The 12182-nt window shown below is 61.8% G+C and carries 11 protein-coding genes; all 11 read right to left on the bottom strand.

The window, feature by feature from the left end:
* Positions 1-17 precede the first annotated feature (17 nt).
* The 11 genes from HK107_RS14620 to HK107_RS14570 all read right to left on the bottom strand — a co-directional run bounded on the left by HK107_RS14620 (position 18) and on the right by HK107_RS14570 (position 12124).
* Positions 18-2846, bottom strand: a complete 2829-nt coding sequence (locus HK107_RS14620; RefSeq protein ID WP_173201111.1) for an HAD-IC family P-type ATPase — start codon at positions 2844-2846, stop codon at positions 18-20.
* A gap of 2 nt (positions 2847-2848) precedes the next feature.
* A complete protein-coding gene (locus HK107_RS14615; RefSeq protein ID WP_173201109.1) occupies positions 2849-3340 on the bottom strand; it encodes a hypothetical protein in 492 nt (163 codons plus the stop codon).
* Between the two features lie 27 nt (positions 3341-3367).
* Positions 3368-3976 carry a helix-turn-helix domain-containing protein gene (locus HK107_RS14610; RefSeq protein ID WP_173201107.1) on the bottom strand — a complete coding sequence of 203 codons (609 nt, stop codon included), beginning with the start codon at positions 3974-3976 and terminating at the stop codon, positions 3368-3370.
* 85 nt (positions 3977-4061) lie between these two features.
* Positions 4062-4466, bottom strand: a complete 405-nt coding sequence (locus HK107_RS14605) for a response regulator (protein ID WP_173201105.1) — start codon at positions 4464-4466, stop codon at positions 4062-4064.
* Positions 4463-5068 (bottom strand): GNAT family N-acetyltransferase, encoded by a 606-nt coding sequence (locus HK107_RS14600; protein ID WP_173201103.1) that lies wholly within the window; start codon positions 5066-5068, stop codon positions 4463-4465. Before HK107_RS14600 ends, HK107_RS14605 begins: the two co-directional genes overlap by 4 nt.
* 75 nt (positions 5069-5143) lie before the next feature.
* On the bottom strand, positions 5144-5884 hold the full coding sequence (locus HK107_RS14595) for a VIT1/CCC1 transporter family protein (protein WP_173201101.1): 741 nt from the start codon (positions 5882-5884) through the stop codon (positions 5144-5146).
* Positions 5885-5942: 58 nt separating this feature from the next.
* A complete protein-coding gene (locus tag HK107_RS14590) occupies positions 5943-6539 on the bottom strand; it encodes a response regulator transcription factor (RefSeq protein ID WP_173201099.1) in 597 nt (198 codons plus the stop codon).
* On the bottom strand, positions 6536-7675 hold the full coding sequence (locus HK107_RS14585; RefSeq protein WP_173201097.1) for a two-component system sensor histidine kinase NtrB: 1140 nt from the start codon (positions 7673-7675) through the stop codon (positions 6536-6538). The genes HK107_RS14590 and HK107_RS14585 overlap by 4 nt, the downstream gene beginning before the upstream one ends.
* 85 nt (positions 7676-7760) lie before the next feature.
* Complete coding sequence (locus HK107_RS14580; protein WP_173201095.1) at positions 7761-8990, bottom strand: efflux RND transporter periplasmic adaptor subunit; 1230 nt, start codon at positions 8988-8990, stop codon at positions 7761-7763.
* Positions 8991-8994: 4 nt separating this feature from the next.
* Positions 8995-11358 carry an ABC transporter permease gene (locus HK107_RS14575; RefSeq protein ID WP_173201093.1) on the bottom strand — a complete coding sequence of 788 codons (2364 nt, stop codon included), beginning with the start codon at positions 11356-11358 and terminating at the stop codon, positions 8995-8997.
* A gap of 4 nt (positions 11359-11362) precedes the next feature.
* Positions 11363-12124 carry an ABC transporter ATP-binding protein gene (locus HK107_RS14570; protein ID WP_173201091.1) on the bottom strand — a complete coding sequence of 254 codons (762 nt, stop codon included), beginning with the start codon at positions 12122-12124 and terminating at the stop codon, positions 11363-11365.
* Between the last annotated feature and the right edge of the window lie 58 nt (positions 12125-12182).

Raw genomic sequence — 12182 nt, 5'->3', positions numbered from 1 at the left:
TTCCTCTCTAAGAGGGATCATTTCGGCGGAAGGAGAAGGCGTCTCTGACCTCGATCAAGCGGCCGCTGGGGCGCAGTAGTCGGTCTTGCACCTCTGTTCTGTTCCTGGCTGCGGCGCTGCCCTGCCCCCGTTACGGCGAACCGCAACTGCTTTTCCGTTTCGAGAAGAATCAAGACGATCACGCCCAAGCCGAGAATGATCAAGCCTTCTCGCACAGGAACTGCTGCGGTACCGAAGATGCTCTGAAGAGAAGGAATGTAGGTGACCGCCAGCTGACCGGCGGCAGTGAGGAATACAGTTAGCCAGATGACCCTCGTTCCGCGAACGGCCTTCCAGGTGAAGCTGGTTCCATAGATATTCCGCACATAAAAGAGCGCTGCGATCTCGAAGGCCACCAGAGCGTTGAGCGCCATGGTCCTTGCGACGGGCAGATCGTAGCCGAGCCGGAGGCCGTAGGTGAAGATGCCGTAGATGCCCGCCACGAAGACAACTGTCACCACCACAACATGCCAGGCGAGTCTCCCATCGAAGATCGGCTGATCAGCGGGCCGGGGCGGACGGTGCATCGTGTTCTCTTCCGTTGGCTCAAAGGCAAGAGCGATCCCGAGGGTGACGGCGGTGACAAGGTTCACCCACAAGATCTGAAGCGGCGTTATCGGAAGCGCCGTACCGAGAAGGACTGCGAGTGAAACGATCGCGACCTCCGCAGCGTCGGTGGGCAAGAGCCAGGCGAGGACTTTCTTGATGTTGTCGTAGACCGTGCGCCCTTCCCTTACCGCCGCGGCGATTGAAGCGAAGTTGTCGTCGGCAAGGACAATGTCCGCGACCTCGATCGTCGCTTCGCTACCCTTGATGCCCATAGCGATACCCGCATCTGCCAGCTTCACGGCAGGCGCGTCATTGACCCCGTCGCCGGTCATTGCGACGGTCAACCCCTGAGCCTTCAATGCCCTGACGAGCCGCAGTTTGTGCTCAGGGCTGGTCCTGGCGAAGATATCAGTCTCGAACGCGGCGTGACTGAGAGCGGCGTCATCGAGCTCATCGAGATCCTGACCCGTCAAAACACGGTCCACAGACGCAAGGCCGATCTGACGACCGATCGCTGCCGCTGTCCCTCGGTGGTCACCAGTGATCATTTTGACATCGATCCCCGCCTCGATGCAGGCGGCGACCGCCTCGATGGCCTCGGGACGCGGCGGGTCGATCAAGCCGACAATTCCCAGAAAGACGAGTTCGTGCCCGAGCGTGTCAGGCGTGAGGTCGCCTTCCTCTGCCGCCGCTTGGCGACTTGCGAAGCCGAGGACACGCTGGCCGCTCGCGCTCAGCCGGTCGATCTCATCTTTCCAGAAGGTTTCGTCAAAGGGCTCTTCCGCTCCCTCCGCACCTATCTGTGTACGGCAGAACGCGCCGATGGCCTCGGGCGCCCCTTTCACGGAGACGACAGAATCATCGCCGGCTCGGTCGAGTGTGGCCATAAACCGGTGGCGAGCATCAAAGGGGATAAGGCCCTTCCGCTCGGTTTTGGGAGCTTCGTCCGGGTTCGCCTTCCTGGCGAATGCAAGGAGTGCCCCCTCCATCGGGTCACCGCCTACGGACCACCCACCGCCTTCTTCGGCGAGGCATGCATCGTTGCAGCGTTCCGAAACCGCAGCGATTGCGTGGAGGACTTCGATCGATCCCGTACCCTCGGCCCTGATTTCGCCTTCGGGGGCGTAACCCTCGCCCTCCACCTCCCAGCTCCCCGCCCGCGCGACAACCGACCGAACGACCATCTCGTTGCGTGTAAGTGTCCCGGTCTTGTCCGTACAGATCACCGAAACCGAGCCCAGGGTCTCAATGGCCGGAAGCCGCCGAACGATGGCATTCCGCTTCGCCATGGCCTGAACACCCACGGCCATGGTGATGGTCAGGATCGCGGGCAAGCCTTCGGGAATGGCCGCGACGGCGATGCTGACCGCAGCCATGAACATCTCGATGAAGGGCTCGCCCCGCACCATGACGCCGAAAACGACCAGCAGCGCTGCCAACAGTAGGGCGAGGATCGTTAGCCAGGTCGAGAACCCGTTCATCTGCCGGATCAGCGGCGTGGTCATAGTCTCCACGTCATGCATCATCCGGCTGATCTTGCCGATCTCGGTCCTGTGACCGGTGGCGAAGACCACCCCCTTCGCCTGACCTGAGGTCACCAGTGTTCCGCCGAAAGCGACGCCGTACCGCTCGGCGAGGGCCGCATTTTCAGCGCTCGCCTCCTCGCCCTTTTCCACAGGGACCGACTCGCCGGTGAGGACGGCTTCCTGGGCCTGAACGCCGTGAGCCTCAAGAAGTCTGATATCCGCGGGCACCCGGTCGCCAGCATCGAGGAGGACGATGTCGCCTGGCACAATCTCCGCGCTGTCGAGAGTCAGACGCTCGCCACCACGGATGACAGCAGCGTGAGGCGCCAACATTTTGCCGATCGACGCCATGGCCTTTTCGGCGCGCCCCTCTTGGATGAAACCGATGATCGCATTGGCAAGAACAACAGCGGCAATCACCGCGGCGTCGGTGCTATGTCCTAGAACGGCCGTCGTGACCGCTGACGCCATCAGGACGTACATGAGGACATTGTTGAAATGCGCGAGGAAGCGCAGCAGGACAGGCGTGCGCTTGTGTTGTGGCGGTCGATTAGGGCCGTATTCAGCGAGGCGCCGGGTCGCCTCTTCGGGTGTCAGTCCGTCATCGGACGAAGAAAGTGCCCCGAGGCATTCCGGCCCGGACCGAGCGTGAAAGGCCGTGGTGGCAGCCTTATCCCCGACGGCCCCGGAACCCGTGTGGTCATTTCTGTCGGGCTCCGAGAGGTCAAGCATGGTCAGGCGGCGGCTCCCGGCACCCGGTGGATCCGACGATACTCCAGCAGGTTTCCTTTTTTCAGAGGAGCTTGCTCCTGCATTTCTTCTTTATACGCAGTTTCAGCATCCGTCCGCTTGATCATATCGAAATGAGCCAAAGCCTCACCGGCAAAGATCATCGCCGGGCGCTCCGCCATCATGACGCCGCGGGTCAGCGCGCGCTTGATCTCAAGCCGAGAAGCACCCCGGCCGATGGCGTTGACAAGGGCATCCGCGACGCACCCTTCGCAGCCGCTGCCAAGGGTCGTCATGAGACGGAAAAGCGCGCGGTCCTTCGCCGTCATCGTCTCCTTTGCGTAGCTCCGCAAAGCGAGAGTGAATTCACCGAGCGGGCCGAAGGGAAAACGGGCCCCGCTGCTCATCTCCGCTTCGAGTTCCTTGAGGGTCGAGCTCACGTCGAGAGGACCGTTCAGTCGGCTGAGATTTTTTAGACGCGCATCATCAAGGCTCATTGTTTCTCTCCCAATTGGCGTTTGCCATTATGCGGCCAGCAGCGCGCTGACCTTTATCGCCGCCCCAACTCTATTTAGTCCGTAGCCGGGCAATTCGTATTGACCTGGCGCAACCTGAACGAGGCGTCCTTCGCGCACCCAGCGGGCGAAGATGCGGGACACGGTCTCGAGCGTCAGGCCGAGATAATCGGCGATCTGCTGGCGCGTCATGGGCAGGTCGATCTCGCCCGGTGCGCTACCCAAACACTCCGAGACGCATTCGAGAAAGTCCGCGAGCCGCTCCTGGGCCGTCTTACGGCCGAGCATCGTGATGTGACGCCGGTCCATAGCCAGGCGTGCACGGGTCTGCTCGAGGAAAAAGGGCAGGAAGTCAGGGTCACCGAGGGCGGAGGCGCCGTCGAACACCGCCAGCTCCGTCTCGGTCAGAGCCTCCGCGAAATGGTCAAGCTCGCCGTCGAGATCGAAGTGTAAAAGATCGCCGGGGCCTGCCAGGTCGATGATCTGACGGCGCCCGTCCTCGAGGATCATGAACAAGATCACCGCGCCCGAGCAAACCTTGTAGAGAGCTGCCGCCTCTTCCCCCGCAGCGTAGATCTCGTTGCCTCTCTGAACGTGAATCAGTTTGGAACCGGTCATCGCACTCTCCCTGGTGCTGTTGCCCGATCAATGTCCCACTTTCGCACACCGCGCGGTATCCGGTCGTGCGCGTAGGGGGTTTCTATTACGTACGTGGCGCCCCGTAGGGTTGCACTGTACCAAGCTGCCGCAAGAGCGCACGCAGGTTGAGCGGTTTGCGGTAAGCGGCCTCTGGCGCAATGCAACGGACAGCAGCTTCGAAGGGTCCCAGCTTCAGACCAGATACAACGATGATCCGCGGTTGGAAGCCGGATTTTTTGAGAAACGCTACGACGGCGTCCCCAAGAAGATCGGGCAGGCCGATATCCAGCACCACGACATCGTTGTCGGTCGGTGCCGCGTCGGAGAGGAAATCGAGAGCGGTTGCATAGCAGCTCACCTGATAGCCCTCCCCTTCCAGAAGGGTCCGCATCCCTTCGCGAACGGCATCGTCGTCTTCGACAACGAAAACACGGGTGGAGGGACAATGATTCCGAAGGGCTAGCTTCATCGGGCCCCGCAAGCTTGACAGTAGAGTTCATGGGCGCGCCGGAAGACCTCCCCGCCGGGTGTCTTCGGATAGGCCGCAGGATCGTCGTGGAGCTTGAGGTCGATCCCGACTTCGGGACCGCGGGTATCCCGCTCCACTTCGAAGTCGTCTAATAGGTCAAACAGTTTTCTGTTGTCCGACATATCCACAGACCGGAAATGGGCGATGCCATTGTCTGTCGCCCGGCTCGCGATGACACCCAAAAGCAAGGTGCCGAGACCGCGCCCCTGGTGACTGTCGAGCACCGTGACAGCGAAATCCGCGGCGGTGGGGCTCTCTTCCTGCTGAATGTAGCGAGCGATCCCGATGGGCTTGGGACCGTCGCCGCTCTCATCGAACGCGCCCCAGGCATCGTGCGTGTGGTGATCGATCTCGGTGAAAGCTTCGAGCTCGCGCTCCGAGAAGGCCTTCTTTGGCGCGAAGAAGCGGTAGTGCTGCGCTTCGAGCGACAGCTCCTCCAACCCCTCATTCAGATAGTGTTTGTCCTCGGGATGGATCTGACGGATCATCACGGGGGTTCCGTCCGTGAGGGTGGTTCGGATGGGGCGCTCGAACTCGGCCATGGTGGTCCTCTGATTGGATGACGCTCCTTTCCTAGACTGACGACCCTCCAGACTCTTTGCGCCAGGTCAGACGTCTCAACGGACGAGCTTTTCGAGAACATCGCCGACGAGGAACGCTGCCCCCGCCGCGAGAGAGCCGATCGCGAGGGTTTCGAGCCCGGACACCCACCAAGCTCTCAGCGACCAGCGCGCCTTGGCAGCGCCGATGAGAAAGAAAACCGCCGCCGTGGCAAAGGCCGCGACGGTGAAGCTACGAGAGAAGCCCAGAGCGAAAGGGAGAAGTGGAACGGCCCCGCAGATTAGAAAGGCTGTGAAGGTCGCGAGCGCCGCGGTCGGAGCCGAGCGGGCGACCGGGCTGAGCCCTAGCTCTTCGGTCAGCATGAACGCCGCCCATCGGTCATTGTCCGACGAGATGACTTCGACCGCTCGGTCAAGGTCAGGGCCCTCGAACCCCTTGCGCCGGAAAATCTCGCGGACTTCCGCCCTCTCACCTTCGGGGACCTGGCGAATGTGCCGAAGCTCCATCGCTCGGAGCCTCGAGCGCTCGTCGTTCTCGGCTTTGACCCCGCTGTAGTTCCCGGCGGCCATCGAAAAGCCGTCGGCAATCAGGTTGGCACAGCCCAAGATCAGCACCACCGAAGGTGCAAGACCCGCCCCCGCCACCCCGGCGACAATAGCAAAGGTTGTCACCGCCCCGTCGATCCCGCCGAGCACCCAGTCCCGAAGCAATCCGCCGCGTCCGGCGTTACCGATCCTCTTCCGGATCGCGGCGGTCGTGTGCTCATGCTCGAGCGGCTCGCTTGTAGGCCCGTTCATGGCGCCAAGGTGAGGCCCCGATGGCCACCACACTTTGACCTCAAACAAAGATTCGCAGTCAGTGGCTGAAGCCCGACACCATCCTGACAAGACCTGCAATGTTCGAGACGCCGAGCTTGCTGAAGACCCGCGCACGGTGGACTTCGATCGTTCGCGGGCTGCACCCGAGGCGCCTTGCCACTTCTTTGTTCGTCAGGCCCTCATGAAGGGCGAAGGCCACTTCTTTTTCACGCGGCGTCAGTACCGAAAAGTGGGTCTGCTCAGGTTCGACATCAGGACAGGCTGGCTCAGTGTTTCTACCACGTTCCCGCAGCACCCTTTCGATCAGCCCCTCCAGCTCCTCCGGCACGAAAGGCTTCTCGATGAAGTCCACAGCCCCAAGCTTGATCGCGTCGACCGCCGTACGGATATCACCGTTGGCACTGATCATCACCACAGGGAATGCAAAGGGCTTAAGGCGCTCAAGGATTTTCAAACCTGTCAGACCAGGAAGGCGAAGATCAAGGACCGCAAGGTCAAAGGCCTTCTCAGGAACGGCGTCGAGAAACGCCTCCCCTGTTGCATAGGCCGAAATTTGGCAGCTACCGACCCCCAAAAGCGCAACAAGAGCGCGGCGCATGCCGTCATCGTCATCGACGATCGCAATCCTTGTCATCGATCATTCTCCCGTATCTCTTCGTCGGCATCGGGAAGCCTCAGACGGAAACAGGCGCCAGGCGACAAACCAGCTTGAGAAACCAGGAGCAGCTCACCGCCGTGGCTTTCTGCAATGCTGCGGCAGATGGAAAGATCAATTCCCAGTCCGCCGCTCTTCGTCGAATGAAAGGGTTCGAACAGCTTCGCGGCGATGGTCTGATCGACGCCGGGGCCGTTATCGGCAACGTCCACAGTAATGGAGCGCTGTCGGGCGACAGCAATCTGCACGTCCCGGCGGTTCTGATGCTGGGTGGCTTCAAGGGCGTTTTTGATAAGGTTTACCAGAACCTGGCGGATCTGAACCTCGTCACCGAACACCTCGACGCTGTCCGCACCAACGATCTCGAATGTGGCGGGGTTCGCCGTATCGGCGATACGGCAGAGCTCGATCGCATCCTCGATCACAGGCTTAAGCGCGAAGAGTTCTCGCTTGTGCTCCGCTCCTTCGACCATCTTCCGTATGCGCTTGACAATTGCCCCCGCCCGTTGCGCTTCGGTACGGGCATCTTCGAAAAGAGCGAGCGCTTGGTCTGGATGTTTTGGAAATGCCCGCTTCGCCGCCGTCAGAAAAAGGTCGATGGCTGTCAACGGCTGGTTGAGTTCGTGCGCAAGCGACGCCCCCATTTCTGAGACTGCGCTCCGCCGCCCCATCAGGGCGAGCTGATCTTCGAGCTGCTGAAGACGGGCCTGTTCATGGGTCTCCGCGGTCAGATCCCTCAAGATACCTACGAAGTAACGTTCGCCAGAGACCGTGCACTCGCCGACGCTCAGATGCAGGGGAAATTCGCTGCCGTCGTAGCGTTTCCCGCGAACCTTCCGGCCCTTGCCGATGATGCGCGCATCTCCCCCGTCCATGTAGCGGGCGAGATAGCCGTCATGGCGATGCGCATCGGCCTCCGGCATGAGGACGCTGACATTCTTGCCGACAAGATCCTGCGCCGGCCAACCGAAGAGCCGTTCGACAGCGGGGTTGCAGAGCCTGACCGTTCCGTGGCTGTCGATCGAGACGATCGCATCCACCGCGGTCTTGATGAGCGCGCCAAGCTGCTCGCGCAATTCGGTGTCGTCGCTGTCCAGCTCCATGACAGCGGCCATAGCATAGGCATGTTTGGCGCCGAACGTTTAAGTCCGAGCTTGCACAGTAACTTGAGGAGGGTGCCGACGACTGTTCTTTTACATGTCAGGAGGGCGCCCCGCGCGGCCTGATGCGGTCGCCGTTTTGAAGATCCGGATCGGGATAGAGCACCACCTCGGCGCCTTCGAGACCCTCGCCCGCGACTTCGGCTTCAAGGCCGTTGGTCAGACCCTTCGTCACCCGCGTCAGGACCGCCCGTCCCTCGCGGAGAACGTAGACAGCGTCACCGCCTTCATGGGCGAAGAGACTTGTGGTAGGGACGATCAGGACATCGTCACGCTGGTCAGCCACGATCCGAACATACACCCTGTAGCCATGCCCAAGACCGACCCGCCCTTCTTCCGGATCCGTCAGTTCAATCAACACGTTGGCCCGCTGCTCTTCGATGCCGAGGGCAGAGATCTTCGTAAACGCCCATGGATCGACACGGCGGACCCTGCCGTTCAGCACACGGTCGCCGCCCCAGCGCTCGATTAAAACGGGATCGCCAGGCTCGATCCTGACGGCCTCGGGGGAGAGAAGCTCGGCCACCACTTCGAGATCGTTATGAGGATCGCCCACCGAGAGGATAGGCGATCCGGCCTGAAGGGTGGTCTCGCTTTCGCGGTGCACCTGAAGAACGACGCCGCTCGCTGCAGCGATGACCGGGGTACTTTGGACGGGGTGAGGATTGCCGGTCATCGCGGCCTCCTCGGCTGCCTCCATCGACATGAGAAGAGCACGGGCCTGGCGAAGTTCCGCCGTCCGCATGCTGATCGCCGCTTCCGCCGAACGCAGCTGCGCCGCCGAGAAGCGGACATCGCGCTGGGCCCGGTCATGGTCGGCGCGGGACGCGGCATCGACCCGAACCAGCCCTTCGTACCGCTCGAGGGTGGAGCGTGCCAGGGCGAGGTCAGCCTCCGCCCGCGCCTTGTCGGCCTCACCCAGGGCGAGTGCGGCCTGCGCCGCATCGACCGCGGCCAAGGCCTGCTCCTCCGTCCTGATATCGAGGGCGTCGGGATTGGTCGGCATCATCCGTGCCAGAACCGTCTCACCAGCGATCACCGGATCACCCGGCTCGACATCGACCCGCAGGAGCCTGCCAGAAAACGGCGCACTGACCTCATAGATCTCGCGCACGCACGCCTCGGCCTCCTCATCGACCGTAACCAGAATTGTGCCGCGTTGGGCAATGGCGGTATCGACGAAGATCGGCCGCGGCCAGAACGCCCACAGCAGAAAGAGAGCCACGACCGCACCGACCACAGCGAGAGACACCAAGCGGGAGCGGTTCATGGGATCAATCCCTCGCTTTCAAGGCGGACACCATATCGAGTCGGCCGATGTCGCGGCGAATCATCAAGACGGAAACGGCACCGGACAGAAGAACGATGATCGCGGCAGCGCCGAAGCCGGCGGGGTTCCAGACCGTGGGCACCTGATAGAGCTCGTTGCTCATGGCGACCGAGATGTAGCTCCAGATGAGCGTCCCGATCAGCGCGCCCACGGGAAGGGCGAGGATGACGAGGATCATGATCTCGCCCGTGACGACGTAGCTCGCCTCCGCTCTCGTGAAGCCCAGCACACGGAGGCTTGCGAGATCGTAGCGCCGCTCACCGAAGGTAATCCTCGCGCCGTTATAGACGACACCCACCGCGATGAGCCCCGCGAAGAGAGTCATGATGGTTCGGAACGTCCCCGGCCCCTCCTCCAGCAGCTCCTCGAAATTCGTCAGTACATCGCTTCGCGCACTGACGTTGGAGAGCTGCGGTATCTCCTTCATCTGCCGTTGCAGCGCTGCCAGGGCGCTGCTGTCGGACGCGAGATAGGCTCCAGAAACACGTCCCGGCTCGAGCAGCAGCCGGTTGATCGCCGAGCGAGACATGTAGGCCGGTGTCCCGATCATCGCGTCCATAATGCCGACGATTTCGATTTCGAGCGAAGGCTGGCGCCCCTCCCGCACCTCGACGGTCATGACATCGCCAACCTCAGCGCCGAGAAGCCGCGAGAGGGACGAGGAAATCAGAAGCCCCTCCTCCGGCACGACAACGTCCCTCAGGCTCTCGTCCACAATGCGGTTAAGCCTCGGCTGGCCATCCACGCCAGTGATGCCGCCAAGGTACTCTTCCGTTCCATGACGAAAAGAAACGGCGACGGAGCGGAAGGCCTCGACGTGGCGCACACCGCCCAAGCGCCCGAGCTCCAGCGTGACCCGCTCGTGGAGAGGCTCCCTAAACCTGACGGTAAGGTCGCTTCGGTCGACCACGTGGAAAGACACATCGAGGATCTGCCCGATTGCGGCCCTGTTGAACTCCATCATTACCGACAAGCCCATGGCCGCGCCGATGCCAAGGATCAGCGTTCCGGCCCTGACCGGGCGCCTGGTCATCTGCCTCAGAACCATCCTCGTAAGCCCGTCGAGCCGTTTCGAGACAGCTCCGAAAATGCCGCCAGCCTTGGCGAACCTTTCGGGTGCGGGAGGACGCATCGCGACCGCAGGCTGAAGCCCGATGGCAGAACGTACGGCGCCAAAGGCTCCGACCCCTGCGCCAAGGAGGCTGAGACCGAAAGCATAGGCTGCGGTACGGAAGTCCGTTTCGAATATGAGGAACGGGAAGCTGTAGTAGCTCTGGTAAACCCTAGTAATGACACGGCCGAGATAGAGACCGCCGCCCCACCCGACGAGGGCACCGAGAAAGGCTAGAATGAGTGCAAACTTGGCGTAGTGCAGACCGACCTCTCCATCCGTGTAGCCAAACGCCTTGAGGAGGCCGATCTGCTCGCGCTCGGTCTGGACGAGCCGCCCGATGACGACGTTCAGAAGGAAGATCGTGACGCCCATGAAGATCGGCGTCATCAGAAACGTCATGACCCGCAGCTGCTTCAGTTCCTCAGTCAGGAACTTGTTGGAAATCTGGTCGTTGCGACCAAAGGCGTCCCGTCCGCCAAAGGGGGAGAGAACACGGTCGATACGGGCGGTGACCTCGGCCTCTCCCGCCCCGCGATCAAGTCGAACCACGAGGTCGTTGAAGGCCCCATCCATGTCGAAGGCGGCTTCGAGAGCCTCCTTCGGTGCCCAGATGATAGTGAATCGATCGTCGTCCACCGTTGGCGCGCCGGGAGCGATCGCGTAGATGAACTCGGGCGAAAGGGCAGTGCCGACCATGCGAAACTGGCGTTTCTTGCCGTAAGCGACGACGGAAACGGTGTCCCCGAGTTCTAGCCCGACGGCTTCCGCGAAGGCATTGAGAACCAAAACTTCATCAGTCCGCACTGGATTGGGGCGTCGTCCTTGCACGATATGCACGCCGTTAAGCTCCGAGCGGGGGTCCTCGCCAAGGGAGACGAAACTCGCCGAAACCGGTGCATCAATGGTTGGGATATCGACGAGGCCGCCACCAACGACGCGCCCTTCCGCGGCGGCCACGCCGTCGATGGCCCTGATCTCAAGCAGCGTCAGGATGGGAGCGCGGGTGGCGGAAGCAAAGACATCACCGAAGCGGTAGCGATCGTAATAAGCCTCCATGGTCTGGCTCAAGGAGGCGATCATCCCGAGGCTCATGACCAGAAGTGAGATGCCGGCCGCCTGAACGAGAATGATGGCCAAGGACTGACCTTTGATCGCCCAGAGGTCGCGAACGAGCTTTCGGTCGATCGTTCTCATAGCATCACCACACGATGCTTTCGGGGTCGGCCTTGGTCACGTTGCGGACGATCTCCCTGATGGCCCCGTCGCTGAAGTGCATCACCCGATCTGCCATTGCCGCCGTCGCCGCCGCGTGGGTGACGATGAGGACGGTGGTGCCGAGCCGCTCGTTGAGGTCGGCTAAGACCTTCAGAACGGTGATGCCGGTCTTGCTGTCCAGCGCCCCCGTAGGCTCGTCGCAGAACAGGACGTTGGGATTCTTGGCAATGGCCCGGGCGATCGCGACCCGTTGCTGCTCACCGCCTGAGAGTTCCGAGGGAAAATGCCCCGCCCGCTCTCCGAGGCCCACCATGGAAAGGGCCTCACGGGGTTCGAGGGGATCGTCCGCGACTTCGGCGACGAGGGAGACGTTCTCCTCCGCCGTGAGGCTCGGCATCAGGTTGTAGAACTGAAAGATAAAACCGACATGGTGACGCCGGTAGTTCGTAAGCTGACGGTCTGTCATGCTCGTGAGGCAGCTGCCCTCGTAGAAGGCCTCTCCCTCACTCCCCCTGTCGATCCCTCCGAGAATGTTCAGAAGGGTCGACTTCCCGCTCCCCGATGGTCCGAGGAGAACGATCAGTTCGCCCCGCTTGATCTCGAGATCGACACCTCTCAAGGCGTGAACCGCCGAGGGGCCCGAACCGTAGGTCTTGGTCAGCCCCCGGGTTTCGAAGACATGCGCGGCAGAGACCGAGGCCGTTGGGCTCCGCTCGACTTTTTTGCGTGCTTTCACGAAGGGCATGGGCGGTCTTTACAAGCTTCTCTCCGCCTTGCCGCGCGAATCTAGGGTGATCTTTGAT

The organism is Parvularcula mediterranea (genome assembly GCF_013085255.1).
Classification (GTDB): Bacteria; Pseudomonadota; Alphaproteobacteria; order Caulobacterales; family Parvularculaceae; genus Parvularcula; species Parvularcula mediterranea.
This window is presented reverse-complemented; position numbering and strand designations above follow the sequence as displayed.